The 23,504-nt window shown below is 68.3% G+C and carries 29 protein-coding genes; 11 read left to right on the top strand and 18 right to left on the bottom strand.

Annotated elements, in window-relative coordinates:
- Nucleotides 1–5 precede the first annotated feature (5 nt).
- From QZT59_RS14120 to QZT59_RS14105, 4 genes are read left to right on the top strand one after another with little or no spacing between them, the layout of a single operon-like run.
- Nucleotides 6–179 (top strand): 30S ribosomal protein S27e, encoded by a 174-nt coding sequence (locus QZT59_RS14120; RefSeq protein ID WP_290817719.1) that lies wholly within the window; start codon nt 6–8, stop codon nt 177–179.
- Nucleotides 176–976, top strand: a complete 801-nt coding sequence (locus QZT59_RS14115) for a translation initiation factor IF-2 subunit alpha (RefSeq protein WP_290817716.1) — start codon at nt 176–178, stop codon at nt 974–976. The genes QZT59_RS14120 and QZT59_RS14115 overlap by 4 nt, the downstream gene beginning before the upstream one ends.
- Nucleotides 977–995: 19 nt before the next feature.
- Nucleotides 996–1,178 (top strand): RNA-protein complex protein Nop10, encoded by a 183-nt coding sequence (locus QZT59_RS14110; protein WP_290817713.1) that lies wholly within the window; start codon nt 996–998, stop codon nt 1,176–1,178.
- A gap of 4 nt (nt 1,179–1,182) precedes the next feature.
- Nucleotides 1,183–1,950, top strand: a complete 768-nt coding sequence (locus QZT59_RS14105) for a proteasome assembly chaperone family protein (RefSeq protein ID WP_290817711.1) — start codon at nt 1,183–1,185, stop codon at nt 1,948–1,950.
- 26 nt (nt 1,951–1,976) lie between these two features.
- Here QZT59_RS14105 and QZT59_RS14100 read toward each other — a convergent pair whose 3' ends face one another.
- Together QZT59_RS14100 and QZT59_RS14095 are read right to left on the bottom strand one after the other, a co-directional pair.
- Nucleotides 1,977–2,756, bottom strand: coding sequence for a winged helix-turn-helix transcriptional regulator (locus QZT59_RS14100; protein WP_290817708.1), 780 nt, complete (start codon nt 2,754–2,756; stop codon nt 1,977–1,979).
- A gap of 109 nt (nt 2,757–2,865) precedes the next feature.
- The gene (locus QZT59_RS14095) at nt 2,866–3,393 is read right to left on the bottom strand and encodes a MaoC family dehydratase (protein ID WP_343195780.1); all 528 of its coding nucleotides are present in this window, start codon (nt 3,391–3,393) and stop codon (nt 2,866–2,868) included.
- 32 nt (nt 3,394–3,425) lie between these two features.
- Here QZT59_RS14095 and QZT59_RS14090 point away from each other — a divergent pair, with 32 nt between their 5' ends.
- Nucleotides 3,426–4,283: a CoA ester lyase gene (locus tag QZT59_RS14090; protein WP_290817699.1), complete on the top strand. Its 858-nt coding sequence runs from the start codon at nt 3,426–3,428 to the stop codon at nt 4,281–4,283.
- A 90-nt stretch (nt 4,284–4,373) separates the two neighbouring features.
- Complete coding sequence (locus QZT59_RS14085; RefSeq protein ID WP_290817696.1) at nt 4,374–5,630, top strand: Glu/Leu/Phe/Val dehydrogenase; 1,257 nt, start codon at nt 4,374–4,376, stop codon at nt 5,628–5,630.
- Between the two features lie 8 nt (nt 5,631–5,638).
- Here the strand turns inward: QZT59_RS14085 and QZT59_RS14080 are convergent, their stop codons facing one another.
- From QZT59_RS14080 to QZT59_RS14065, 4 genes are all read right to left on the bottom strand, one after another.
- On the bottom strand, nt 5,639–5,866 hold the full coding sequence (locus QZT59_RS14080; protein ID WP_290817693.1) for a hypothetical protein: 228 nt from the start codon (nt 5,864–5,866) through the stop codon (nt 5,639–5,641).
- An 87-nt stretch (nt 5,867–5,953) separates the two neighbouring features.
- Nucleotides 5,954–6,169 (bottom strand): hypothetical protein, encoded by a 216-nt coding sequence (locus QZT59_RS14075; RefSeq protein ID WP_290817690.1) that lies wholly within the window; start codon nt 6,167–6,169, stop codon nt 5,954–5,956.
- Nucleotides 6,170–6,171: 2 nt separating this feature from the next.
- A complete protein-coding gene (locus QZT59_RS14070; RefSeq protein WP_290817687.1) occupies nt 6,172–7,314 on the bottom strand; it encodes an acyl-CoA dehydrogenase family protein in 1,143 nt (380 codons plus the stop codon).
- A gap of 63 nt (nt 7,315–7,377) precedes the next feature.
- Complete coding sequence (locus QZT59_RS14065; protein ID WP_290817684.1) at nt 7,378–8,598, bottom strand: hypothetical protein; 1,221 nt, start codon at nt 8,596–8,598, stop codon at nt 7,378–7,380.
- A 242-nt stretch (nt 8,599–8,840) separates the two neighbouring features.
- On the opposite strand from QZT59_RS14065, the gene QZT59_RS14060 reads away from it, so the two are divergent.
- Nucleotides 8,841–9,650 carry an RIO1 family regulatory kinase/ATPase gene (locus tag QZT59_RS14060; RefSeq protein ID WP_290817681.1) on the top strand — a complete coding sequence of 270 codons (810 nt, stop codon included), beginning with the start codon at nt 8,841–8,843 and terminating at the stop codon, nt 9,648–9,650.
- A gap of 287 nt (nt 9,651–9,937) precedes the next feature.
- Complete coding sequence (locus QZT59_RS14055; protein WP_290817678.1) at nt 9,938–11,473, top strand: aldehyde dehydrogenase family protein; 1,536 nt, start codon at nt 9,938–9,940, stop codon at nt 11,471–11,473.
- Nucleotides 11,474–11,842: 369 nt separating this feature from the next.
- Here the strand turns inward: QZT59_RS14055 and QZT59_RS14050 are convergent, their stop codons facing one another.
- From QZT59_RS14050 to QZT59_RS14020, 7 genes are all read right to left on the bottom strand, one after another.
- Nucleotides 11,843–12,664: a carbon-nitrogen family hydrolase gene (locus QZT59_RS14050; RefSeq protein ID WP_290817675.1), complete on the bottom strand. Its 822-nt coding sequence runs from the start codon at nt 12,662–12,664 to the stop codon at nt 11,843–11,845.
- A complete protein-coding gene (locus QZT59_RS14045) occupies nt 12,661–13,116 on the bottom strand; it encodes an SRPBCC family protein (protein ID WP_290817673.1) in 456 nt (151 codons plus the stop codon). Before QZT59_RS14045 ends, QZT59_RS14050 begins: the two co-directional genes overlap by 4 nt.
- Nucleotides 13,117–13,159: 43 nt before the next feature.
- Nucleotides 13,160–13,384 carry a hypothetical protein gene (locus QZT59_RS14040; RefSeq protein ID WP_290817670.1) on the bottom strand — a complete coding sequence of 75 codons (225 nt, stop codon included), beginning with the start codon at nt 13,382–13,384 and terminating at the stop codon, nt 13,160–13,162.
- A 92-nt stretch (nt 13,385–13,476) separates the two neighbouring features.
- Nucleotides 13,477–13,662, bottom strand: a complete 186-nt coding sequence (locus QZT59_RS14035) for a hypothetical protein (RefSeq protein WP_290817667.1) — start codon at nt 13,660–13,662, stop codon at nt 13,477–13,479.
- Nucleotides 13,663–13,744: 82 nt separating this feature from the next.
- Entirely contained in the window at nt 13,745–14,776 is a 1,032-nt protein-coding gene (locus tag QZT59_RS14030) for a PhoU domain-containing protein (RefSeq protein WP_290817664.1), read from the bottom strand.
- Between the two features lie 402 nt (nt 14,777–15,178).
- A complete protein-coding gene (locus QZT59_RS14025; protein WP_290817662.1) occupies nt 15,179–16,258 on the bottom strand; it encodes an ATP-NAD kinase family protein in 1,080 nt (359 codons plus the stop codon).
- Nucleotides 16,259–16,561: 303 nt separating this feature from the next.
- A complete protein-coding gene (locus tag QZT59_RS14020; RefSeq protein WP_290817659.1) occupies nt 16,562–17,266 on the bottom strand; it encodes a competence/damage-inducible protein A in 705 nt (234 codons plus the stop codon).
- 106 nt (nt 17,267–17,372) lie between these two features.
- On the opposite strand from QZT59_RS14020, the gene QZT59_RS14015 reads away from it, so the two are divergent.
- Together QZT59_RS14015 and QZT59_RS14010 are read left to right on the top strand one after the other, a co-directional pair.
- Nucleotides 17,373–18,032 (top strand): type 1 glutamine amidotransferase, encoded by a 660-nt coding sequence (locus tag QZT59_RS14015; protein ID WP_290817656.1) that lies wholly within the window; start codon nt 17,373–17,375, stop codon nt 18,030–18,032.
- A 248-nt stretch (nt 18,033–18,280) separates the two neighbouring features.
- Nucleotides 18,281–18,637, top strand: coding sequence for a helix-turn-helix domain-containing protein (locus tag QZT59_RS14010; RefSeq protein ID WP_290817654.1), 357 nt, complete (start codon nt 18,281–18,283; stop codon nt 18,635–18,637).
- Between the two features lie 163 nt (nt 18,638–18,800).
- Here the strand turns inward: QZT59_RS14010 and QZT59_RS14005 are convergent, their stop codons facing one another.
- From QZT59_RS14005 to lrpA1, 4 genes are all read right to left on the bottom strand, one after another.
- Nucleotides 18,801–19,736 carry a DMT family transporter gene (locus QZT59_RS14005; RefSeq protein ID WP_290817651.1) on the bottom strand — a complete coding sequence of 312 codons (936 nt, stop codon included), beginning with the start codon at nt 19,734–19,736 and terminating at the stop codon, nt 18,801–18,803.
- Nucleotides 19,737–19,812: 76 nt separating this feature from the next.
- Complete coding sequence (locus QZT59_RS14000; RefSeq protein WP_290817648.1) at nt 19,813–20,436, bottom strand: nitrous oxide reductase accessory protein NosL; 624 nt, start codon at nt 20,434–20,436, stop codon at nt 19,813–19,815.
- Between the two features lie 106 nt (nt 20,437–20,542).
- Nucleotides 20,543–21,046 (bottom strand): SRPBCC family protein, encoded by a 504-nt coding sequence (locus QZT59_RS13995; protein ID WP_290817645.1) that lies wholly within the window; start codon nt 21,044–21,046, stop codon nt 20,543–20,545.
- 115 nt (nt 21,047–21,161) lie between these two features.
- A complete protein-coding gene (gene lrpA1 / locus QZT59_RS13990; RefSeq protein ID WP_290817642.1) occupies nt 21,162–21,590 on the bottom strand; it encodes an HTH-type transcriptional regulator LrpA1 in 429 nt (142 codons plus the stop codon).
- 235 nt (nt 21,591–21,825) lie between these two features.
- Here lrpA1 and QZT59_RS13985 point away from each other — a divergent pair, with 235 nt between their 5' ends.
- Entirely contained in the window at nt 21,826–22,161 is a 336-nt protein-coding gene (locus QZT59_RS13985; RefSeq protein WP_290817639.1) for a hypothetical protein, read from the top strand.
- Nucleotides 22,162–22,567: 406 nt separating this feature from the next.
- On the opposite strand, the gene QZT59_RS13980 is transcribed toward QZT59_RS13985, so the two are convergent.
- Nucleotides 22,568–23,503, bottom strand: a complete 936-nt coding sequence (locus QZT59_RS13980; protein WP_290817637.1) for a thiamine pyrophosphate-dependent enzyme — start codon at nt 23,501–23,503, stop codon at nt 22,568–22,570.
- Nucleotide 23,504: the final 1 nt, after the last annotated feature.

Genomic DNA, 23,504 nt, shown 5'->3' with positions numbered 1-23,504 from the left:
TCCGCATGGCAGGAAACTTCTACCAGGTCCGGTGCGGCGACTGCGAGAACGAACAGATCGTCTTCGGCAAGGCCTCCACGGAAGTCGCCTGCGCCGTCTGCGGCACGACGCTCGCTCGACCGACCGGTGGTAACGCCGACATCGGACACGAGATCGTCGAAACCGTCGAGACACGATGAAATACAGCGGCTGGCCCGATCCCGGCGAACTCGTCGTCGGCAAGATCGACGAGATCGAGGATTTCGGGGTCTTCGTCGATCTCGAGGAGTACGAGGACAAGCGCGGACTCGTCCACATTTCCGAGGTGGCGAGCGGATGGATCAAGAACGTCCGCGATCACGTCCGCGAGGGACAGATCGTCGTCGCGAAGGTGCTCGACGTCGACGAGTCGGCCCAGCAGATCGACCTCTCGCTGAAGGACGTCAACGATCACCAGCGCTCCGATAAGATCCAGGAGTGGAAGAACGAACAGAAGGCGGACAACTGGATGGAGCTGGCGTTCGGCGACGACATCGGCAACGAGACCTACACCGCGATCGCGAACGAGCTACTCGGAACTCACGGGAGCCTCTACGACGGATTCAAGCAGGCCGCGATTCACGGCGACGAAGCCCTCGAGGACACCGACCTCTCGGGCGACGAGATCGACGCCATCGTCGAGACCGCACGCGAGAACGTCTCCGTCCCCTACGTGAACGTGACCGGCTACGTGGATCTGAAGAATCCCTCGCCGTCGGGCGTCGACGGCGTTCGAGAGGCCCTCGAAGCGGCCGAAGGCAACGGCGAGGTCCCGGACGAGGTCGAACTCTCGGTCACCTACGTCGGCGCCCCCGAATACCGGATCAAAGTTCGGGCGCCGAACTACAAGACCGCCGAAGACCACCTCGAATCGAGCGCCGAGCGTGCGATCGCCGCCATCGAGGACCACGGCGGGAGCGGCGAGTACCACCGGCAGCGTCGCACCGACGACGAGTGATCGCCACACCGAGAGACCCGTGAAATCCCACATTCGGTGCTGTTCGGCGTGGCGAACGCGTCACGATCGGCCGGTATACACGCTTTCTGATACCTGTCCGGAGTGCGACGGACCCGCCGAAAACAGCGCCCCGGCACCCTTCTCGCCGGCGGACCGCCACGGCGAGTACCGACGCGCTCTTAAGCGCCGCCTCCGCTCTTAGGCGTATGGACGAACTCGACGTCGACGAGGTCGCCGACGTCCCCCTCGACGACCCGGTGCTGGTCGAAGGGCTCCCCGGCGTCGGACACGTCGGCACCCTCGCCGCCGAACACCTCCTCGAAGAGCTGGACGATCGGTCGACGCTCGTTCGCCGAATCTACTCGCGGGCGTTCCCGCCCCAGGTGTCCGTCGAGGACGGCGTCGCCTCGCTCACCCACACGGCCGTCCACGCGGTCGAAGTCCCCGACGGGCGGGATCTCCTCGTGTTCACCGGCGACCACCAGGCCCAGCACAACGAGGGTCACTACGCCCTCGCCGACGCGTACCTCGACGTCGCGGAAACGTTCGGCGTCGAGGAGTGCTACGCGCTCGGCGGCGTCCCGACCGGGGAACTGATCGAAGAGTACGCCGTCCTCGGCGCGGTCACCGACGAGTCGATGATCGACGAGCTCGAGGCGGCCGGCGTCGCGTTTCGCGAGGACGAACCCGCGGGCGGGATCGTCGGGATCTCCGGGCTGTTGCTCGGACTGGGCCAGCGTCGCGGGTTCGACGCGACGTGCCTGATGGGAGAGACGAGCGGCTACCTCGTCGATCCGAAGAGCGCCCGCGCCGTGCTGGCCGTGCTCGAGGAGCTCGTCGGCTTCGACGTCGAGTACGACTCCCTCGACGAGCGTGCCGAGGAGATGGAGGAGGTCATCGGGCAGATCCGCGAGATGGAGTCCCAGCAGGCGATGGACGTCCCGAGCGACGAAGACCTCCGATACATCGGCTGAGCGCGGACGGGACGTCGTGCCGTCGCTCAGCCTTCCAGCACTTCGTAGGGGACGTCGCCATCTCTGAGCACGTCGGTTACGCGACCGACGGCGTCGATCGTCGCGACGACGGCCACATCGAGCCCGCGCTCGGCCGCCGCCACCGCGACGTCGCCGGCCGCCACCGTGACCGCCGGCTCCGCGTCGGCGGCCCGTAGCGTGACAACCGCCTCGACGCCGCCTGCGAGGACGAGGTCGGCCCCGTCGACGGCGCTCGCGATCGCGTCTTCGTCCACCGCGCGGCTGCCGCCGGCGCGCACCGGCGGCACCTGCAACACGGTCACGCTCCCCGGATCGAGGTCGATGACGCCCTCGAATCCGGTGACGCCGACGTCGGTTCCGGGCGCCGCGTCGGTCGTGGCGACGCCGGTGGCCGATCCTCGCTCGCCCGAGGTCGCGTGCAAGAGACCGTCCTCGATCGAGAGGGTGACCGACTCTCCCTCCGCGACCTCGTCGGTCGCGATCGCCGCGTCCTCGCTCACCGCGCCGAGAACGTCCTCGGTGACGTGATCGGCGAACCGGCGGACGTCGTCGGCCGCGCGAAAGAGCCAGTCGACGCCCTCGTTCGTGACGTGATAGCGCGATCGCGCCTCCTTCTCGACGAGTCCGTCGTCGACGAGCTCGCGGATGTACTCGCTGACCGCCTGACTGGTGACGCCCACTTCGTCGGCTATCTCGCCCTGACTGACCGCGGGCTGACGCTCGGCGATCTCGACGAGGATCCGAAGGCGGGTGGCGGCCCGCTTGTTGTCCAGGACGTCGACCATGGGTGTTCTTCTCAGGTCCCGGCCAAAAAGCTAGTCGATCACGACGTCGGTGGCGGCCTGCAGGGACGGGGCCCGCACCCGGAAGATGCGGACGGCGACCGCGCCGGCCTCACTCCGCGTCCGCGTACTCGCGTTTCAGCGAGAGGACTGTGCGGTCGAACTCGCAGACGAGCTCGTCGTCCTGGTTGAAGGCCTCGACGTGCATCGTCACGACGCCGCGCTCGCCGTCGGAGGTTTCGCGCTTGTCGGTCACCGTGGACTGGACCCGGATCGTGTCGCCGTGAAACACCGGCTTCGGGTGGACGACGTCGTCGTAGGAGAGATTGGCGACGATCGTCCCGTCGGTGGTCTCGGGGATCGTGATCCCGACCGCCAGCGACACGGTGTAGAGGCCGTTGACCAGCCGCCGCCCGAAGTCGGTTTCGCCGGCGAACTCGGCGTCCAGGTGCAGCGGCTGCTGATTCATCGTCATGTCGCAAAAGCGCTGGTTGTCGCTCTCGGAGATCGTCCGTCGGCGCTCGTGCTCGATCGTCTCGCCAACCTCGAACTCCTCGTAGTAGAGACCGGACATGTGCGAGTCGTCGCGGTCCGGTGACAAAAGCGAATCGAAGGGGGCTCGGCGACGCGAGATCCACATCTTCAATGCGACGGTCCGCGAACGCTTCGCCCATGGTACGCCGCTCCCTGTTGTTTACGCCAGGGGATCGTCCCGAGATGATGCGCAAGGCGCCGGGTGCGGGCTCCGACGTGGTCGTCTTCGACCTCGAGGACGCCGTCGCCCCCCGGCGCAAGGGCGAGGCGCGCGAGGCCGTCCGCTCGGTGTTGTCCGATCCCGACTTCGATCCGGACTGCGAGGTGTGCGTGCGGGTGAACGCGGACTCGCCGGCCGTCCGGGACGATCTGGACGAGCTGCGTGCAGCGGACAGCCCTCGCCTCGACGCCGTGATGTTACCTAAGACGGAGTCGGCCGACGACGTGCGCGACCTCTCGGTGAAACTCGAGTCCCGGGGCGTACAGGTCCCCGTGCTGGCGCTGATCGAGAGCGCGAGGGGAGTCCTCGCCGCGGACGAGATCGCGGCGGAACCGGAAACGGACGCGCTGATCTTCGGCGCGGAGGACCTCGCCGCGGATATCGGCGCCACGCGGACCGACGAGGGGGTCGAAGTGAGCTACGCGCGCCAGCGAGTGGTGATCGCGGCGGCCGCCCACGAGTGCGACGCTATCGACACGGTGTACACAGACTTCGACGACGAGGACGGGTTGATCGAAGAGACCGAGTTCGCCGTCCAGCTCGGCTACGACGGGAAGCTGGCGATCCACCCCGCCCAGGTCGAGCCGATCAACGAGGCGTTCACGCCCGACCCCGACGACCTCGAGTGGGCCGAAGCGGTGCTCGAAGGGAAGCGCGAGGCCGACGCCGAGGGGCGGGGCGTGTTCCAGGTCGACGGCGAGATGATCGACGCTCCCTTGATCGCGCAAGCCGAGCGAATCGTCCGCCGGGCGGAGGCCGCCGGCTCGCTGAACTAACGGTCGGCCGGCGTGTTGGAACGACCTACGACGACCCCAATTATCGTCCCATGCGAACCGCTCAACTCACGCTCCGGCGAAACGAACCGTATGACCGAGTCGGCCAATCCGTTCGAGAGCCTGCAATCACAGATCGACGAGGCCGCCGCGCATCTCGACGTGGGCCAGGACGTCGTCGAGCGGCTCAAACATCCGGAACGGGTGCTCGAGACGAACCTGACGATCGAGCTCGACGACGGGAGTCTGGAGCGATTCAAAGCCTTTCGCTCACAGTTCAACGGCGACCGCGGCCCCTACAAGGGCGGCATCCGGTACCACCCGGAGGTCTCCCGCGACGAGGTGAAGGCGCTGTCCGGCTGGATGGTGTACAAGTGCGCGACGGTGGACATCCCCTACGGGGGCGGCAAGGGCGGAATCGTCGTCGATCCCAGAGCGTACTCCGACGCCGAGCTCGAACGGCTCACCCGCGCGTTCGCGAAAGAGCTCCGCCCGATGATCGGCGAGGACCGCGACATCCCCGCGCCCGACGTCAACACCGGACAGCGGGAGATGAACTGGATCAAAGACACCTACGAGACCCTGGAGAACACGACCGCTCCCGGCGTCATCACCGGCAAGCACCTGGAAAGCGGCGGCAGCGAGGGGCGCGTCGAGGCCACCGGCCGCTCGACGGTGCTCGCCGCCCGCGAAGCGTTCGAGCACCTGGGGAAGGAGCTGGAGGGGGCGACCGTCGCGGTGCAGGGCTACGGCAACGCCGGCTGGATCGCCGCGAAGCTGATCGACGAGATGGGTTCGAGCGTCGTCGCCGTCAGCGACTCGAGCGGTGCCGTCTTCGCGCCCGACGGGCTCGACCCGGTCGCGGTAAAAACGCACAAGAACGAGACCGGGGCCGTCACCGGCTACCCCGATGCCGCCGACGAACTCACGAACGAGGAGTTGCTCACCCTCGACGTCGATCTCCTGATCCCCGCCGCGCTCGAGAACGCCATCGACGAGGACCTGGCCCGCGACGTGCGCGCTGACGTCATCTCCGAGGCCGCCAACGGCCCCATCACGCCAGCGGCCGACGGCGTCCTCGCCGAAACGGACGTGTTCGTGATCCCCGACATCCTCGCGAACGCCGGCGGCGTCACCGTCTCGTACTTCGAGTGGGTCCAGAATCGCCAGCGCTTCTACTGGACCGAACGGAAGGTCAACGAGGAGCTCGAACGGATCATCGTGGGCGCGTTCGACGCCCTCACGACGACGATGGACGAGCGGGGCATCGACGATCCGCGCACGGCGGCGTACGTGGTCGCGATCCAGCGAGTCGTCGACGCCTACGAGCAGGCCGGCGCCTGGCCCTGAGTCCCGATTCAGAAGAAAAAGACGTACAGGACCAGCCCGACGCCGATCCAGGCCAGGACGCCGCCGATCCACGGCGTCGCGGCGACCATGTCGTCGACGAAGGCGTCGTCCGCGTCGGCGAAGAGACCCGGGCCGTGCGATTGCTGGACCTCGATCGCCGCCTCCGGTTGCCACGCCGCGGCGGTGCCGAAGATGATCAGGAGCATGCCGAGCGCGGTGAGTAGCAGTCCGTCCATGTCCGGGGATGTCGCGGTCGAACGGAAAAACTACCGGTCGCATCGACGAGGCTCGGTCCGAGCCGTCGGCCCGAGCTCGGCCCGCCGTCACCCCGCCAGTCCGTAGCCGATCAGCAACGCGCCGATCACGGCGAACAGGGCGCCCATCCCGCGCGTCGCCAGGATCCGGTCCTCGTCGGTGATCTCCGGCGACGAGTCCCGAAGCATGCCCGCATCGCGGCGCGCCTCGATCATCGCGGGCGCCAGGAGGAGGCCGGCGAGTCCGAGCGCGAGTGCCACGACGCCCAGCGCGACGATCCACATCTTCAGAGGCCGAGCTCCCGACCGATCACGAGGTGCTGGATCTCGCTCGTTCCCTCGCCGATCTCCATCAGCTTCGCGTCGCGGTAGAACCGCTGGGGCGCGAAGTCGGTGGTGTAGCCGTAGCCGCCGAGCACCTGGACGGCCTCCTCGGCCACCTCGCGGGCGGCCTCGGAGGCGTCCAGCTTCGCGAGCGCCGACTCCCGGGTGACCGACTGGCCCGCGTCGTACCGGCGCGCGGCCTTGTGGGTCAGCAGGCGGGCCCGCTCGGTCTTGCGGTGCATGTCGACGATCTTGTCCCGGATCGCGTCGAACTCGCAGATGGGCTGGCCGAACTGCTCGCGCTCCCGGCTGTAGGCCTTCGCGTGCTCGTAGGCGCCCTGTGCCAGGCCGGTCGAGAGGGCGGCGATCGAGATGCGGCCGCCGTCGAGGGTCTTTTTCGTCTGCTCCCAGCCGTCGCCCTCCTCGCCGAGCAGGCGGTCCTCGGGGAGCCGGACGGCGTCGAGCGAGATCTCGCAGGTCGGCGACGCGTTCAGCCCCATCTTGTCCCAGATCGTGGTGACCTCGAAGCCGTCGTCCTCCTCGGGGTCGACGATGAACGTGGAGATGCCACCGTAACCCGCGTCGGGTTCCGTGACCACCTTGACGAGCACGGAGCCGGCCTCGGACGCGTTGGTGATGAACTGCTTGGTGCCGTCGAGCACCCACTCGTCGCCGTCCTTTTCGGCGGTGGTGTCCATGTCCGAGGCGTCGGAGCCGCTGCCGGGTTCGGTGAGCGCCCAGCCGCCGATGTACTCGCCCTCCGCGAGCGGGCGGAGCCAGCGCTCTTTCTGCTCCTCGGTGCCGAACAGCTCGATCGGCTTCGATGCCAGCGACGTGTGCGCGACGTAGGAGAGCCCGACGGAGCCGGAGACGCGGCCGATCTCCTCGGCGACGAGCGCGTACATCAGGGTGTCGCCGCCGAGACCGCCGTACTCGTCGGTGATCGGCACGCCCATCACGTCGAGTTCGGCGAGCTGGTCGAAGATCTCTTCCGGGTAGCGGTGTTCCTCCTCGATCTCCTGGGCGATCGGTTCGAGTTCCGCCTCGCAGAAGTCCCGTACGCTCTTCCGGATCATCCGGTGCTCGTCGGGGAGCTCGAAGTCCATGTGCAATACTTGCCGACCCGCGAAATAAACGCACCGAAGGTCGACGGGCCGCGAGCGAACGCCCTACTCGTCGCGGTAGCGCCAGCCCCCGCGATCGTCGTCCGCCGACGACCGGTCGGCGCCCTCGTCGTCTCGCTCGCCATCGGACGCGACTCCGTCGGCATCGCCCCAACCGGCGTCGGTCCCGCTCCAGTCGTCGTCGGTCCCGATCCAGCCGTCGTCATCCCCGTTCGGCCCGGCGTCGTCGTCCAACTCTCGTCCCTCGCGGCCGGGCTCGTCGATCCGGTCGCCCGTCGCCCCGTCGAAGTCTCCGCCGCCGGCTCGAACCGCTTCGCGCCGCCCCGGAATCAGATCCAGCTCCCCGTCGGTGTCCCCCAGGACTAACAGCGCGTAGTACCGGATGTACGCGACCACCGGCATTTCGTACAGCGCCATGACGAGGAGGAAGGTGAGGACCATCGCGAGCACGAGGAGAACCAGCAGGGGAACCGCGAGCGGGCCGAGGAAGAAAAAGACGACCGCCAGCAGCCCGAACGGGATCAACAGCACCAGCATCGTGAGGGTCGCGAGGATGCCGACGGCGATCGAGGCGACGAACCCGATGATCGACGCGAACAGGACGTAGACCACGTACTCGCCGAGGTTTCCCCGTAGGGTCAGCCAGAATCTCCCCCATCCGGCGCGAACGCCGCGTTCCTCGAGGAGCATCACCGGGACGACGAACTCGGTCGTCAGTCGCATGATCACCGCGTACACCAGGTACGTCGCGAACCCGAGCAGCGCCAGGGCGCCGAGTGCGGACGGGGAGACCTCGTCGATCGACTCGAGCGGAGACACCAGCACGTACGCCGGTACGGCGACGACGAGCGCCGCCAGGACTCCGAGGACGAGCCTGAACAGAAACAGCGAGACGGCGCGCCCGAGGTTGTCCCCCGCGTAGCGCCTGACGCGGACGTCGTCCGAGCGCAGCGATTCGACGAGGACGAACTCCATCATCGAACCGACGAAGGCGAATACGAGCCAGAGCGCGATCACGATGATCGCGACGACGGCCAGGAGTGCGACGAGGTCTTCCGTCGGGATCGGACTCTCGAACGGTTCGTCCGCGACCGCGTCGTCTTCCGGCAGCGAGACGTCGCCCGTCGGGACGGTCGGCATTCCGAATCCCAACCCCGTGAGGAAGAAGACGACGATGGCGAGTCGGAGCCACGTGCCCGCATCTACCGGCGTGAGAAATTCCCGCGTGACGTCGATCGCGTCGCTGAGATCGTCGACGGCGTACATAGTCGTCGGTCGAGGGATTCGGAGGCTCCCGACAAAACGGTACTGATACCGCGACATCCCCAGCGATACCGACGAGACGGCACGCAGCCGGTTCCGACACCGTCGGACCAGCGCGCCCAGCGAACGATCACTCCTTTCGCCGTCGCGGAACCCGCAACCTCCACGCCGAGGCGTCGCCGGCTCCGCCTCCGCGGTCGACGCTCCGGGAGCATTAAACCCTCCCGGCGCCTTCACCCGCACGGATGGACATCCGCCAGCTGGCGCGCGGAACGGTCGCCTGGGTCCGCCTCGAGCGAGTGGTGCTGACGCTGGTTCGGCGGTACGATCTGGACGTCGCGCGGGTCGAGTTCCTGGACGCGGACAACTGGCTCTCGACGCCGTGCGTGGTCGACGACGAGTGGTTCGTCAAGATCGTCTCGACCCAGAACGCCCGCGTCCACTCGCTGTTGACCGCCGGGCGGAACGTCGGCGCGTTCACCTCGGGCTCCGGCGGCTTTTTCGACCGGTTCGAGACGCCCCTTGAGATGGTCGAACACGAGTACGAGGCGACCCTTCGCATGCGAGAGATCGGCTGCAACGCGCCCCGGCCGGTCGAGGCGTTCGAGGTGAACGGCCTCGGGGTGCTCGTCCTGGAGTACCTGCCGGCGTTCGAGACGCTCGACGAACTGCCCGAAGATCGGGTCCGGGCGCTCGCGCCGAAGCTGTACGAGATGCTGGGATTGCTGCACGAACACGGGCTCGCCCACGGCGACCTTCGCGCGGAGAACATCTTGCTCTGTGACGGCGAACTCTACTTCATCGACGCGACGCGCGTCCAGGAGGAGCGACGCCGAGAGACGCGCGGTTACGACCTCGCCTGCGCGATGGCGGTCCTCGAGCCCCGCATCGGCGCCCGAGACGCCGTGCGAGCGGCGGCCGAACGATACCCGACCGAGGACCTCCTCAGCGCCCGGGAGTTCCTGGACTTCGTTCGCCTCCGCCCGGACCACGACTTCGACTCGACGCAACTTCGCAGCGAGGTCGAGAAGGCCGCCGACCTCCACGGCCGCTGAGGGCGGCCACGTCCGGTCGGCCGATACGACGGGCCACGCTCGGTCCGCCGGTGTGACTGTCTACGTCCGATCCAGCACTCCGACGGGCTACCTCCGATCGAGCACTCCGACGGGCTACCTCCGATCGAGCACTCCGACGGGCTACGTCGGGTCGAGAGAAGCTGACCGTGGCGCCGGTCGGGGAATCGAGGTCGGGGCGGTGGATTCCGACCCGGCCGCGACGATCGGACGGCTTGCCCCGGAAGTAGCAGGCTTTTTGACCGGCCTCGGCGAAAATATTGCCGAACATGAGCCAACAAGCCGCGAGCGAGACGTACGGCCACTACATCGGTGGCGAGTGGACCGAGGGCGACGGAAGCGAGACGTTCGCCAGCGTGAACCCGGCGACGGGCGAGGAGATCGCGTCGTTCCACCGCGGAACCGAAGCCGACGTCGACGCCGCCCTCGCCGCGGCGGAAGACGCCTTCGAGGAGTGGCGCACGCTGAGCTACATCGACCGCGCGGAGTACCTCTGGGACATCTACCACGAGCTCAGAGAGCGCCACGAGGAGCTCGGCGAGATCGTCACCAAAGAGTGCGGCAAGGAGATCAGCGAGGGGAAAGCCGACGTCACCGAGGCCTGGCACATGGTCGAGTGGGCCGCCGGCAACGCCCGCCACCCCCACGGCGACGTCGTCCCCTCCGAGATCGGGAGCAAAGACGCCTACATGCGCCGCAAGCCCCGCGGCGTGATCGGCTGCATCACGCCGTGGAACTTCCCGGTCGCGATCCCGTTCTGGCACATGGCGATCGCGCTCGTCGAAGGCAACGTCGTCGTCTGGAAGCCCGCCGAACAGACGCCCTGGTGCGGCCAGATCATCGCCGAGATGATGGAAGACGCCGGAATTCCCGAGGGCGTCTTCAACATGGTCCAGGGCTTCGGCGACGCCGGCGCCGCCATCACCGACGACGAGCGCGTGGATACGGTGCTCTTCACCGGCTCCGCCGAGGTCGGCCACGAGATCGCCGGCAAGGTCGGCGGCGAACCCGGCAAGCTCGCCGCCTGCGAGATGGGCGGAAAGAACGGCATCGTCATCACCGAGAACGCCGACCTGGACGTCGCCGTCCACTCGGCGGTGATGTCGTCGTTCAAGACGACCGGCCAGCGCTGCGTCTCCTCCGAGCGCCTGATCGTCCACGAGGACGTCTACGACGAGTTCACGGAGCGCTACGTCGAGATCGCGGAGAATATCGCGGTCGGCGACCCGCTCGACGCCGACACGTTCATGGGCCCCGCCATCGAGGAGAGCCACGTCGAGAAGATCCGCCGACACAACGAGCTCGCCGAGAAGGAGGGTGCGACCGTCCTCGTCGACCGGTTCGAACTCGACGACGACGAGATCCCCGACGGCCACGAGGACGGCTACTGGGTCGGCCCGTTCGTCTACGAGATCGACTACGACCCCGAGCTGCGCTGTTTGAAAGAGGAGTGCTTCGGCCCCCACGTCGCGCTCATCGAGTACTCCGACGACGTGGAGCGGGCGGTGGAGATCCACAACGACACGCCCTACGGCCTGGCGGGCGCCGTCATCTCCGAGGACTACCGCCAGATCCACCACTTCCGCGACCGCGCCGACATCGGCCTGGCCTACGCCAACCTGCCCTGCATCGGCGCCGAGGTCCAGCTGCCGTTCGGCGGCGTCAAGAAGTCCGGCAACGGCTACCCCAGCGCCCGCGAAGCCATCGAGGCCGTCACCGAGCGGACCGCGTTCACGCTGAACAACTCGACGGACATCGAGATGGCCCAGGGGCTCTCGGCGGACATCAAGACCCAGGACGACTGAGGCCGAGACCCAGGACGACTGAGAGCGAGGCCTCGGCCGCGCGGCGAGGACTCGCTGTCTTCGACGGTTTTCGGTATCGAGCCGCCGATGAGCGGCGGTCGATCGTCCGCATCGAACGCCGCCGTTCTCGGGTCGACGCAGGTCCCGACGCGCCGGCGGCGCCGCTCGCGGATCGCATACGACCAAGAGTGGAAAGGGGGCGGTGGATTGGGGCGTCGGGTCGCCGGCTCCCGGGAGAGACCGGCTCGGCGGGCGCGTTTACCGGCAGCGACGTGAAAAGCGTCGGGTACCGGCACGCTGAGGTTGGGCCCCCGAGGTGAAAAGTCCGCCGGTCGTGCGAAAATGTCCCACGGAAACGCGGTCGGCCGATCACAGCCGCCGGTCGATCAGGGCGGGAAAGTCCTCGCGAACGCGGGCGACGGCGTCCGGATCGAGGTCCGCGAACACGAGCGTCGGCTCGTCGCCGCTGGAGGCGACCGGAACGCCCCAGGGATCGTAGACCGTCGATCGACCCAGCAACGTTGCGTCTTCGAACGCGCCCGACCCGTTCGCCGCGGCGAGAAAGCACTGGTTCTCGATCGCGCGCGCTCGGGCCAGCGTCGCCCAGTGTTCGATCCTAGGGTACGGCCAGGCGCTGGGGACGAGCAGGAGGGTCGCGCCGCGGTCGATCAGCCGGCGGTAGAGCTCCGGGAACCGGAGGTCGTAGCAGGTGGTGACGCCGATCGAGAATCCCGCCACGTCCGCCACCTCGAGGCGCTCGCCCGGGACGAGGAGGTTCCGTTCCTGGGAGTCGTAGCCGAAGAGGTGGTGCTTGCGGTAGACGAGGCGGCGCTCGCCGGTGGCGTCGAACAGGACGGCGGTGTTGGCCAGTCCTTCGTCCGCGGGCGTCGTCGCCGACTCCGTCCCCTCGAGATCCTCGACGATCGTTCCGGCGAGCACCGCGACGCCGTTGTCCGCCGCCGCCTCGCCGATCGCGGCGAGGGTCTCGCCTTCGATGGGTTCGGCGGCGCGGTGGTAACAGTCGAAGGCGAAGTAGCCGACCGAGAACAGCTCGGGGAGGACGACGAGGTCGGCACCCCGGGAACCGGCCCGCTCGATCGCGGCCAGCCCACGCCCCCGGTTGTCCGCGACGGCGCCGGCTTCGACCTCGAGCTGGGCGAGCGCGATCCGGGTGGCGTCCGCGCCGGTCATCCGTCCGCCTCCTCGTCGACGGCGCCGGTCTCGATGTCCCGCTCGGCGGCCCGGCGCAGGTTCTCCAGCTCGACGTCGAGCTGTCGAGTGAAAAAGCGTTCGACGCCGGGAACGCGTCCGTCCACGACGAACCGGTTCGCGACCCGGCAGCCGCCGTTCGTCTCCGCGAGCTCGTGAGAGCCCGTCACGTCCATCACCGACGACCGGCCCGTGAACTCGACGAACCGCGGCGGATCGCGGGCGACGTCGCGCGTCTCGACCGCCGTCGTCCGACTGACGAACGGGATCGGCAGTTCGACGTGCCAGGTGAGCCGGCGGTCGTCGGTCGGATCGACCTCGAAGTCGGCGACGACGTCGATCGCCCGGGCCCGGTTCGCCGGGTCGGCGATGAACTGCCACACGCGCTCCGGGGACGCGTCCAGCTCGAACGTCCGCTCGACCCGTACGGTCATACCCGAACCACGGCGGTGAGCCCTAAAAAGACCGCGACCCGTCCTAGCTCAGCGTAACCTTCCACGTCGTCGACCGCGCCCGTCCCCACTTCTCGATGTCGACCTCGTCGGATTTCTCGGCCAGCTGCGGGAGGCGCGCGCCGACCTGCTTCGACGAGAGGCCGATCGCTTCGGCGATGTTCTTCGCCCGGAAGTACTGCTCGCCCCGGGCGGCGCTCTCGCGGAGGTACGAGAGGATCCGCTTGTCTTCGTCGGAGTAGTCGGTCATCTCTCGGTGGGAGGAGGTAAGGCGTCCGTCGTCTTAATAGTTGTCAGGGCTCTCCGATCGCGGTCGAAACTCCCCGCCGTCGACCGACCGAATCACTCCCAGTAGAGGTGTATCGCGACGACCGCCAGACAGGAGAACGCGACGGCTGCCGCGAAGCCCCAGGCGGCGATCTCCTCCGGCGCGCCGACCGCCGCGACCGCCGCGGCGAGGACGGCGACGGCGCCGAGCAGCAGCGTCAGTCCCACGCCCCTGTCCGTGGCTCCCGTTGTCTCGACCATGTGGGCGGATTTGCAGCAACCGGTCTTAACTTTGGCCATTCGGACCACCGCGGGCCGGGTCCCGTCGGGCGCCAAAAGCGCCTCAGATGATCGTCGTGTGCTCGGACTCCTCGTTCAGCGCCAGGTTGGCGGCGATCTCGGCGTTGCGGACGGCGTACTGAGCGGTCTGTTCGAGGCTGACGAGCACCTCGCGGACCCGAAGCAGCTCCTCGTTCGACATCTCCGGGAGGCCGGCGAGGATCTCTCGCTCCTGCTCGGAGATCGCGTGAAAGCGCTGGCGCACCTCGATCGCGAGGTCGTAGTCCCGCTCGACGGCCGCCTCGACCGATCGCGAGGTGATCTCGTCGACCTGTTCGGTCAGCTCGCGGATCTCGCGCATCACCGACGAGTCGATCGCCAGGCTGTGCCCTTCGGTCTCCATCACGATGTCGGCGATGTCCTCGGCGTTGTCGGCCGTCAACTCTAGGTTCTTCGCGATCGAGCGGTAGCCGATCAGCGGGAAGCCGCTGTCCAGGTCGACCGCGCGAGCGAGGTTCGGGTTCTGGTGGGCGGTAAAGATCAGGCGCAGCAGGAGGACGAAGATCTTGTTGGCCTGGCGCTCCCGGTTGAGCGCCCGCTGGGCGAGGTCCGGGTTGCCGTGTGCGAGCGCCTTGATCGCCTCGCCGCGCATCGTCCGGCCGGTTCGCTCCAGGCGTTCCAGCAGATTGTCGAGCGTGAAGTCCTCGGCGTCGACCGAACACCTGATGGCGATGCTCTCGGGCGTCTCTTCGATGACGCCCAGCCCCATCAGCTGCGTCTCGGCCTTGTAGACCGCGTTGATGATGTCGGAATCGAGCGCGCCCTCGGAGCGCTCGATGCGGATCACCCGTCGCCCCAGCACGTACTGGGCGACGATCGCGCGCTCGACCGAGTCGGCGTCGAGCTTGTCGGAGTGGACGATCGCCTCCGTCTCCTCGGAGCTCGCCGACTCCGGCATCACCGTCAGCGTCCCCTTGCCGCCCATTCGTATCGACACCTCGTCGCCCTTCTCGACGTCCTGCTCGCTGGCCCACTCCGCTGGTAACGTCATCGCCAGCGTAGAGGGGCCGAGTCGCTGTACTTTCCGCGTTTCCATACTCGCGGGTTGGAGACCGTCGACCTTAATCTTGACCATATTACCCTTATATGGATGATGTTGTACGGTAGAGGAACTAGGACAGGTGAATCACGACGGAAGACCTAGAGGGCCGGGACGGTCACGCTCGGTTTGGCTTTCGGCTCGGCGGCGATGGGTTTCGTCGATTCCAGCGACACCGCCGACGGGGGCCACGGAGAGCGTCGTCCCAAGCCAGATCCCCGACGATGCCTTCAATTGTCCCCGCACAGTCATCTTCATCACCCGATCGCCACTCTGGCGCCCTCATCACCCGATCGCCACTCTGGCGACACCGTCACCCGATCGCCACTCTGGCTACACCGTCACCCGGTCGGCCCTCCGACGCCCCCCTTCGCCCGGGCGCTTCCCGTTGGTGGCATCCTACACCACCTTGATCAGCCGCGTCGTGAACCGACCCGTCCGAACCCGTATCCAGCCCCGAAGCGACTCGTCGAAGTCCGGATCGTCGGTGTCGACGCGGAGCGCGTCGAGCGAATCGAGCTTCTCGGCCGAGGCGACGACCTCGATCTCCTCGACGCGGTCAAGTACGTCGGGAGAGAGCTGGTGGTTCCCCCTGCCGAAGACGAACCCCTGTCCGCCGATCGGCGAGACGACGACCGTCGCGGGCCCGTCCAGGGCCGCGAGGATCTCGGATTCGCCGGCGTCGCGGGCGAGCACCTCGCCGTCGCGCCAGACGTCGACGCCGAGCGGAGAGGGCTCGATCCCCAGCTCCGCCTCGATCGCGCCGACGGTTCCGCCGGGCCCGAAGACGTAGGTCCGCTCGGGGTCGATCTCGCGTGCGTACCCGGCCGCGAGGGAGTCGACGCTCCCGCGAGCCAGCTGCTTTCCGGACTGGACGTCGCTCGCGACGGGCACCGGGACCACCGCCCGCAGTTCGGTCCGGACCTCCCCGTCCCGGTACGCCGCCTCGTCGATGTCGTTGACTTCGCGGAGCTCGACGTCGTCGAAGGAGGCGGCGACGCGACCGGCGTCCGCGGGCGTCACCCCGAACACCGACGAGTAGATCTTCACGCCAGCGGGAACGCCCAGCATCGGCGTTCGGTCGCCTCGCTCCTCGAGGATCGTCGCGACGTCGACCGCGGTTCCGTCGCCGCCGACGAACAACACGAGGTCGACCCCTTCGGCGAGGAACGCCCCGACCGCCTCGCGGGTGTCCGCGGCGCTCGTCTCGGTCCACTCGTCGGCCGACGGTCGGTGGACGACCGTCGGGTCGTAGCCCGCCTCGCGAGCGGCGTCGGCCCCCATCGGGCCGCCCGCGGTGAGCACCGTCAGGTCGGGGCGGCGGTCGGCCAGCGCGACCATCGCCTCCTCGGCCCGCCCCGGGGCTCGGGGCTGTGCGCCCCGTTCCAGCGCCTCGTCGACCTTCCCGTCGGTGCCCTTCAACCCGACCCGACCGCCCATGCCGGCGATCGGATTGACGACGAACCCCAGCGTCTCCATGGCCGTCGGTTGGGCCCAGCGTCGCAAAAACGGTGCGACTCCCTCGGCGGCGACGGTTGCGTCGAAACCGACCCGATTTCTGAACCGTTAAGGGGCCCGGATGCAGAGTCGTACGTATGAACGCACTCCCGCGCGTCGTCCTCGAGACGGAACTCCCGATGACGATCACCGGCTGGGGCCTCCTGCTGATCAGTCTGCTGATCACCGCGGCCTGGCTGTTCTACCTCTACCGCTGACGCACCCTCGGTCGAGACGACGGCGTCCCGGGCGGCGACGCGGTCACTCCCGGAGGCGAGGATGCATTCACTCCTCGGGCGACTCCCCGGGCGCATCGACGCGCGCACGCAGCCAGGAGGCCGCCCGTTCGACCTCGGACTCGTCCTCGCCGTCGAGGATCAGGCGCACCGATCCGCCCGGGTAGCTCCCGACGCCGACGTCGAAGCGCTCCCTGACCGCGTCGATCCGACCGAGCAGCGCGCTCTCCGGTTCGTCGGCGACGACGACCGCCTCCGCGTTCGGCGTCCCGGTGAACTCGTCGGCGACGGTCTCGAACATCCCCTTCATCTCGGCCGGGACGCCGGGGAGGACGTAGACCGTCTCGACCACGGCGCCGGGTGCGACGCCGACCTCGTTGTGCAACGGCCGGGCCCCGCGCGGCAGGTCCGCCGTCCCCGCCGTGAGCTCCGAGCGGGCGTAGCCGCCCTCCTCGGTGAGCCAGGCCAGCGCCTCCGGGTGCTCTTCGACCGTCCGGCCGAAGGCCGCGGCGACGCCCGCCATCGTGACGTCGTCGTGGGTGGGTCCCAATCCGCCGGTGACGATCACCCGGTCGTAGGCGGCCCGGTACTCGTTGACGACCTGTGCGATGTCGCCGACGCGATCGGGGACCGTCGTGACCCGCCGAACGAACGCGCCGCGCCCGGCCAGGCGCTCGCAGAGCCACGTCGCGTTCGTGTTCGTCGTCCGACCGGCGAGCAGTTCGTCGCCCACGGTCACGAGCGCTACCTCCATACGAACGGCTTCGAGCGCGACCCTCATATCCCTCTCGCCCGCGATGGCCTTCTCGCCCCCGGTGGTCTCGCCAGGGCTATCTCCCTGGGGCGCCAGCGTTCGACCGATGAGCGAGCCGACCATCGCCGTCGTCCACAACGAGGTGGACCCGCGGTACGCCTACCACGCGGAGGCGCTCGCCGGTTACTTCCCCAACCGGCGGACGATCGACTTCCCGGCGGGCGAGCGGCCGGACCTCGACGGCGTCGACGGCGTCGTCCTATCGGGGAGCACCGCGGGCGTCTACGAGGTCGACGACGAACCCTGGATCGACGAAGCGGCGGACCTGGTTCGCGACCTGCTCGAGCGGCGCGTACCGACGCTCGGCGTCTGTTTCGGCCACCAGCTGGCCAACGCCGCCCTCGGCGGCCGGGTCGAACACGTGGGCACGACCCACCGGCTCGTCGAGGTCGAGTTCGCCGACGACCCCCTCTTCGACGGCGTGGCTCCGGTGGTTCCCGCCGTCCACGGTGACGTCGTCCGCGAGCCGGCCGCGAACCTCGACGTCATCGCCGCCGCGCCACACTCCCCGCACTTCGGTACGCGACACCGGACGGCCCCGCTCTGGACGGTTCAGTTTCACCCCGAGTTCACGGCCGACGTCGCCGACCGGATCGCGACGGATTTCGGCTGGACCGAGACCGAGTACGAATACGACGACGTCGGCGCGTCCCGGGTCCTGTCGAACTTTCGGGGGCTCGTCCGCGATTGCGGGGACGGCGACTGACGGTCGAGCTCGGACCGTCCGGGCACCCAGCCCACCGGTAGCGGTTTTCGACGTGATCGCCCGTGGATCCCTGCGCGGCGCCGGACCGCCTCACTGCGCGTCGTTCGCCGGATCCCTGCGCGGCGCCGGACCACCTCACTGCGCGTTAACGTGTTTCCACGCCGACTAAATCGGCCAGTTTCCTATAAAAATGACGGTCAAGGCAACCACAAGATTCAACCTTGATAATTAGAAATCCCTGTACATCGATGGCACGTGGTGGTTGGACAGGTCAGCAGGAGGACCCGGACGCGCTGCTGTCCGCACTCGGAAGCAAGTACAGCGCGGAGATCCTGTGTGCGGCCGGGACGCCGAAGTCGGCGCAGGCGCTGAGCGAGGACATCGAGATTCCGATCGCGACCTGTTATCGTCGCATCGAAGAACTCGTCGAAGCCGGCCTCCTCGAGTGCGAGGGGCGGACGCTCTCCGAGGAGGGGCGTCGGACGAACATCTACCGGCGAACCCTGGACGAGATCGAGGTCGATTTCAGCGAGGGTGAGCCCCGGTTCTCCCAGAAGCGCCGCACGGAGGCAAAAAACCAGCTCCAGGACCAGCTGCAAGATTGAACCGTCGGCGGCAACACCCCCATCGAACGGTCGACCCGACCCCATTCATCGGCGCCGAAGTGATCCGCACCGTCGCAGTGATCCGCACCGTTCCAGCGGATGGTATACCTCGACCGTGGCCAGCGCGATACCGATCCGCAGCGCACCCGCAGGCCGGCGCGTCTCAGTCGGTCGGGGGCTCCGGTGACGGCCCGTCGACCTCGGAATCGCGTCGCTCGCGCTCGACCGTCGTCACGTAGATCCCCGACAGGACGACGAGCCCGCCGACGACGGTGATCGCGTCGGGAACCTCGGCGAGCAACACCAGCGCGAGCAGCGTCGCCCCGACGGGCTCGCCCAGCCAGGCCACGCTCACCACCACCGACTCCAGGTGCTCGAGGACCCAGTTGATGATCGTGTGGCCGAGGATTCCCGGGAGCAGCGCCATCGCGAGGAAGAGCGCCCACTCGCGGGCCGGGTAGGCCGCGTAGGCGTGCCCCTGAACGCCGACGACGACCAGCAGCGTCACGCTGCAGGCCGCGTAGACGACCGTGACGTAGGGGAACAACGAAACTCGCTGGCGGATCGATCGGCCGGCGAGGACGTAGCCGGCCAGCATCAGCGCCCCGACCAGCGCGAGGGCGTTCCCGAACGCGGTGGCGTCGGACAGCGGCGCCTGGCCGGCGTCCCCGAACGACATCGCGGCGGCGCCACAGATCGCGACCGCGATGCCGGCGACCGTCGTCCGGGTGACCCGCTCGCCGAGCAGGAGCGCCGCGCCGATCGCCACGAAGATCGGCTGGGTCTGGACGAGCGTCACGCTCGCGGCCACGCTCGTGTGATTCAGGCTCTCGAACCAGGTCGCGAAGTGGACGGCGAGCGCCACGCCAGCGAGGATCGCCGACCAGCGGTCCCGCGGCGAGAGGCGGCCGAACTCCTCGCGGTGATAGACGAGGGCGACCGGCGCGACGAGCAGCGTGGTGAACAGCACGCGGTAGAAGGCGGCCACCGAGCTCGGGGCGACGCTCCAGCGGACGAGGATCGCGCTCGTGCTCGCCGCGAAGACGGCGAACGCGAGCGCGGCCAGCGGCGTCACCCGAACGTCCGTGTACCCGGTCACGTCACGTTCGATCGCACCGGGGGTTCCAAACGCTTTCGACGCCGGCAGTCGCACCCTCGTCCGTCGTCGGCGCCGATCACTCCTCGGGGACCCGATTACCCCGGTAGAACTCGGCGAACTCGCGATCGACGTCGTCCAGCGTGACGATCTCGTCCTCGGAGAGGTCGTCGTACTCCTCGACGTACGCCTCGGCGTCGGCGCGGTCTTCGAACGGGATCGGACTGCCGCCCATCGGGAAGTCCTGGCGACCCAGGTCGGTCTCGCGTACGAGGTACCCCTCGCTCGCCTCGAAGAGATTCCGCGTCTCGAAATCGGTCATCCAGACGGTCTCGATCGGTTCGTCGGACGCCCCGGCCGCGTCGGCGCCGGCCACGTAGGCGACGCAACACCCCGGGGTGTCGAAAAAGAGGCCGGTTCCGTCCTCGTGAGCGAGCTGGGCGCGCCAGCTTCCGTACCGCTCGACCCGCATATTACAGATCGGACACGCGTGCTCGTCCCCGAATTCGACCGGTTCGTCGATCGGGTGATCGTCGATGGCGTACGAGGAGGCGTCGACGTCGGCAGGAGCGTCGTCACCGTCGTCGCTCCCAGAGGCGTCGTCCCCGCCGCTCTGACAGCCCGCGAGGAGGAGTGCCGTCGCGCAGGCGGCGGTTCCGAACAGGGACCGCCGCGTACGCCCTCGACGCTCGTGGTGGGTCATAGCCGAGATAGCGGCTGGACGCCCAAAAGTCCGTCTGGATCGAACGGCGACGGTCACGGGATCCGGCGGGAGAACGGATCGGTGAAGGCACGCCGACATCGGGCGGTTATCGCTCGAGCAACGCCTTCGTCCGCCGGTGACGGTCCCGAAAGGCGACGGCGAGTCCCAGCTTCGCCGCCGGTGCGACCGCCGCGCCGGCGCGACCGCCCGGCAACGCGAACGACACCCGGTCGGACAGGAACGTCCCGTCGCCGTCGGCGACGAACGCGTGCTCGTGTTCCCAGTGCTCCAGCGGGCCGTCGGCCAGCTCGTCCCGAAACCCGGCCCGTTCGTCCGTCCGCCACCGATCGACGATGCGCGCCCTGACGTAGCGGCGCGGGCCGATTCCGAAGGGACGAACCGAGTAGACGAGTTCGGTCCCCGAACGCAGCTCGGCTCGACCGGACGAGCCGTCGGCGTCGACGGCGGATTCGAGGCGCAGGCCGATCCAGGACGGGGTCAGGCGCTCCAGTCCGGAAGCGTCAGCGTGAAAGGACCACACGTCCTCGAGCGGGGCGTCGATCCGGGTCGTCCGCTCGACGGTGGTCGTCGAGTCGTCGGTAGGCGTCACGCTCGACCGTACGGGCGCGAGCGGCAAAACGTCGGGGGCGAACGGCAAAATACGGGGGGCGAACGGCCAAACGTCGGGGGCGCACCGGGGGTCGGGGAATCGAGCGCGCCGGGCCTCACTTCAGCCGTTCTTGTAGAAAGGTGGGGTGCGCCTCGGTCACGCCCTCGATCCCGAGGATGTCCTCGCTGATGATCGTCCCGAGCGCGTCGCCGTCCGGCGCGCGGACCTCGGCCATCAGCATGTGGTCCCCGCTCGAGCTGTAGAGGACCTCGATCTCCTCGAGCGCCTTCAGGTCGGAAATGGCCCCGACGTACGCTTCGCTCGCGACCTCGATACCCACCAGGGCGATCGTCTGACTCGAGAGCTTCTTCGGGTTGACGTCGGCCGAGTAGCCGACGATCACCCCGTCGTCTTCGAGCTGGTCGATGTACTTTCGGACCGTCGGCTTCGAGACGTCGGCCCGTTCGGCGATCTCGGCGTACGACGCTTGCGCATCCTCTTCGAGCACGGACAGGATACGATCTCGCGTCGACCGGCTACTCATGACGATTCGTTTTGCTCGGACGGAAAAATATCTTTTGAATCGGTAACCGACCCTCCCGAGACGGAAATCCCCGTCGAACGATCCGATCGCGACGCGTCGACCGCTTGCGTCGGTCAGCCGCGAGCGGCGTTCCTCGGGCCCCGGCTCCGGCGACCGACCGACGTTCCAGCAGCGACCGACCGACCGACGTTCCAGCATCGTGAGTCTTATTCGACTGCCCGACCGATTCCGATCGATGGTCGAGGTGCACTGGCTCAGCGGCGGCGTCTGGGCGCTCGGCGGGCTCTGCATGCTTGGACTGGGATATCTCATCGCGTTCCGCGGGCGGGCCGACCTGCACTCGGACTTCGAGGAGTCCCGCGACGTCGACGCCGCGCTCGTCTCCCGGCGCGTCGGGGCCGTCGCCCTGTTCATGGGCGCGGTGACGCTCGCTCACGGCGTGCGAGAGATGCTCTTCGGATTCGAACCCGGCCTGCTGGGGCTCCTGTTGGTCGTCCTGCTGGTCTGCAGCTGGCTCACGAAGCTGTTCGCGCGCGGGTGGACGCCGACGAACGACGCGGACTGGCGGTGACGGGGCTGGACCGAACCGGCGGCGTCGACGCACCGCCGGACCGGCCATGTCGACGGTACGCCGAGGTGGCAGTGACGGCGGTACGCCGAGGTGGCAGTGACGGCGCTACGCCGAGGTGGCAGTGACGGCGCTACGCCGAAGTGGCAGTGACGGCGCTACGCCGAGGTGGCAGTGACGGCGCCACGCCGAAGTGGCAGTGACGGCGCCACGCCGAGGTGGCAGTGACGGCGCCACGCCGAAGTGGCAGTGACGGCGCCACGCCGGACTGGCCGTATCGGCGCTCCGCTCCAACTCCGAGGCGGCGTCGCGACCGAACGACGATGTCGAACCGAAGAACCTGAAAAACGGGAGCCGGAGTCGGCGGCGGGAGACGGGCTACCCTCGCGATCGATCGCGGACGATCAGCTCACTTGTGCCGGTCCAGCAGGTCGTAGCTGCGGGCCCACTCCTCGTCGTCGTCGAAGTACCGACCGGCGATGGGATCCTCGGGCATCTCGCCGACGGCGCGCTTTTCCTCCTCGTAGGACGGGCGATCCTCGGCGACGTAGTAGCGGCCGGTGAGGACCGTTCCCTCGTAGAGGGCGCTCTCGGTCTCGTACATCAGTTCGGCGGCCTCGCGGCGGTCCGTGATGTCGAAGTCGTAGTCGTCGGACTCCTGGACGTCGACGTAGGGGACGTACTGGCGGGCGTCCTTGTTCCAGGTCGGACACTGGGTGAGGAAGTCGATGTGGGCGAAGCCGTCGTGTTCCATCGCCTCGACGAGGATCTCCTTGGCCTGGTTCGGGTTGACCGCGGCGGTGCGGGCGACGTAGCTGGCGCCCGCGGTGAGCGCCATCGACAGCGGCCGGAGCGGCGACTTCGCGCTCCCGGAGGGCTGGGTCTTGGACTTGTGGCCCTTCGGGCTCGTCGGGGAGGTCTGGCCCTTGGTGAGGCCGAAGACCTCGTTGTTGAACACGATGTAGGTGATATCGTGGTTCTCGCGGGCGCTGTGGATGAAGTGGTTGCCCCCGATCCCGTAGCCGTCGCCGTCGCCGCCGGCGGCGATGACCTCGAGGCCGGGGTTCGCCAGCTTCGCCGCCCGGGCGACGGGCAACGAGCGGCCGTGGATGGTGTGGAAGCCGTACGTGTCGAGGTAGCTGTTCAGCTTGCCGGAACAGCCGATCCCGGTGACACACAGCACCTCCTCGGGGGTGCGGCCGACCTCGGGAAGCGCCTGTTTCAGCGCCTTCAGGACCCCGAAGTCGCCGCAGCCCGGACACCAGGTCGGCTGGGGCTCGACGCCGGGGGTGTACTCGTCTCGGTCGATCTCTCGGTCCTCACCGATCGCGTTGAATGCACTCATG

It is taken from the genome of Halovivax sp. (assembly GCA_007119345.1).
Classification (GTDB): domain Archaea; phylum Halobacteriota; class Halobacteria; order Halobacteriales; family Natrialbaceae; genus Halovivax.
Note: the sequence above shows the minus strand (reverse complement) of the source record. Positions and strands in the feature narration are given on the sequence as shown.

What these genes read in the sequence shown, in the direction of transcription:
- QZT59_RS14050 (WP_290817675.1), bottom strand. Translation starts at nt 12,664, where the DNA reads ATGACCGGCGCGGACGCCACCCGGATCGCGCTCGCCCAGCTCGAGGTC.
- QZT59_RS14025 (WP_290817662.1), bottom strand. Translation starts at nt 16,258, where the DNA reads ATGGAGACGCTGGGGTTCGTCGTCAATCCGATCGCCGGCATGGGCGGT.
- QZT59_RS14115 (WP_290817716.1), top strand. Translation starts at nt 176, where the DNA reads ATGAAATACAGCGGCTGGCCCGATCCCGGCGAACTCGTCGTCGGCAAG.
- QZT59_RS14035 (WP_290817667.1), bottom strand. Translation starts at nt 13,662, where the DNA reads ATGGTCGAGACAACGGGAGCCACGGACAGGGGCGTGGGACTGACGCTG.
- QZT59_RS14030 (WP_290817664.1), bottom strand. Translation starts at nt 14,776, where the DNA reads ATGGAAACGCGGAAAGTACAGCGACTCGGCCCCTCTACGCTGGCGATG.
- QZT59_RS14000 (WP_290817648.1), bottom strand. Translation starts at nt 20,436, where the DNA reads ATGACCCACCACGAGCGTCGAGGGCGTACGCGGCGGTCCCTGTTCGGA.
- QZT59_RS14070 (WP_290817687.1), bottom strand. Translation starts at nt 7,314, where the DNA reads ATGGACTTCGAGCTCCCCGACGAGCACCGGATGATCCGGAAGAGCGTA.
- QZT59_RS13980 (WP_290817637.1), bottom strand. Translation starts at nt 23,503, where the DNA reads ATGAGTGCATTCAACGCGATCGGTGAGGACCGAGAGATCGACCGAGAC.
- QZT59_RS14015 (WP_290817656.1), top strand. Translation starts at nt 17,373, where the DNA reads ATGAGCGAGCCGACCATCGCCGTCGTCCACAACGAGGTGGACCCGCGG.
- QZT59_RS14020 (WP_290817659.1), bottom strand. Translation starts at nt 17,266, where the DNA reads ATGGAGGTAGCGCTCGTGACCGTGGGCGACGAACTGCTCGCCGGTCGG.
- QZT59_RS14055 (WP_290817678.1), top strand. Translation starts at nt 9,938, where the DNA reads ATGAGCCAACAAGCCGCGAGCGAGACGTACGGCCACTACATCGGTGGC.
- QZT59_RS14040 (WP_290817670.1), bottom strand. Translation starts at nt 13,384, where the DNA reads ATGACCGACTACTCCGACGAAGACAAGCGGATCCTCTCGTACCTCCGC.
- QZT59_RS14100 (WP_290817708.1), bottom strand. Translation starts at nt 2,756, where the DNA reads ATGGTCGACGTCCTGGACAACAAGCGGGCCGCCACCCGCCTTCGGATC.
- QZT59_RS14095 (WP_343195780.1), bottom strand. Translation starts at nt 3,393, where the DNA reads ATGTGGATCTCGCGTCGCCGAGCCCCCTTCGATTCGCTTTTGTCACCG.
- QZT59_RS14065 (WP_290817684.1), bottom strand. Translation starts at nt 8,598, where the DNA reads ATGTACGCCGTCGACGATCTCAGCGACGCGATCGACGTCACGCGGGAA.
- QZT59_RS14080 (WP_290817693.1), bottom strand. Translation starts at nt 5,866, where the DNA reads ATGGACGGACTGCTACTCACCGCGCTCGGCATGCTCCTGATCATCTTC.
- QZT59_RS14120 (WP_290817719.1), top strand. Translation starts at nt 6, where the DNA reads ATGGCAGGAAACTTCTACCAGGTCCGGTGCGGCGACTGCGAGAACGAA.
- QZT59_RS14085 (WP_290817696.1), top strand. Translation starts at nt 4,374, where the DNA reads ATGACCGAGTCGGCCAATCCGTTCGAGAGCCTGCAATCACAGATCGAC.
- QZT59_RS14010 (WP_290817654.1), top strand. Translation starts at nt 18,281, where the DNA reads ATGGCACGTGGTGGTTGGACAGGTCAGCAGGAGGACCCGGACGCGCTG.
- QZT59_RS14090 (WP_290817699.1), top strand. Translation starts at nt 3,426, where the DNA reads ATGGTACGCCGCTCCCTGTTGTTTACGCCAGGGGATCGTCCCGAGATG.
- QZT59_RS14045 (WP_290817673.1), bottom strand. Translation starts at nt 13,116, where the DNA reads ATGACCGTACGGGTCGAGCGGACGTTCGAGCTGGACGCGTCCCCGGAG.
- QZT59_RS13985 (WP_290817639.1), top strand. Translation starts at nt 21,826, where the DNA reads ATGGTCGAGGTGCACTGGCTCAGCGGCGGCGTCTGGGCGCTCGGCGGG.
- QZT59_RS14105 (WP_290817711.1), top strand. Translation starts at nt 1,183, where the DNA reads ATGGACGAACTCGACGTCGACGAGGTCGCCGACGTCCCCCTCGACGAC.
- QZT59_RS14075 (WP_290817690.1), bottom strand. Translation starts at nt 6,169, where the DNA reads ATGTGGATCGTCGCGCTGGGCGTCGTGGCACTCGCGCTCGGACTCGCC.
- QZT59_RS14060 (WP_290817681.1), top strand. Translation starts at nt 8,841, where the DNA reads ATGGACATCCGCCAGCTGGCGCGCGGAACGGTCGCCTGGGTCCGCCTC.
- lrpA1 (WP_290817642.1), bottom strand. Translation starts at nt 21,590, where the DNA reads ATGAGTAGCCGGTCGACGCGAGATCGTATCCTGTCCGTGCTCGAAGAG.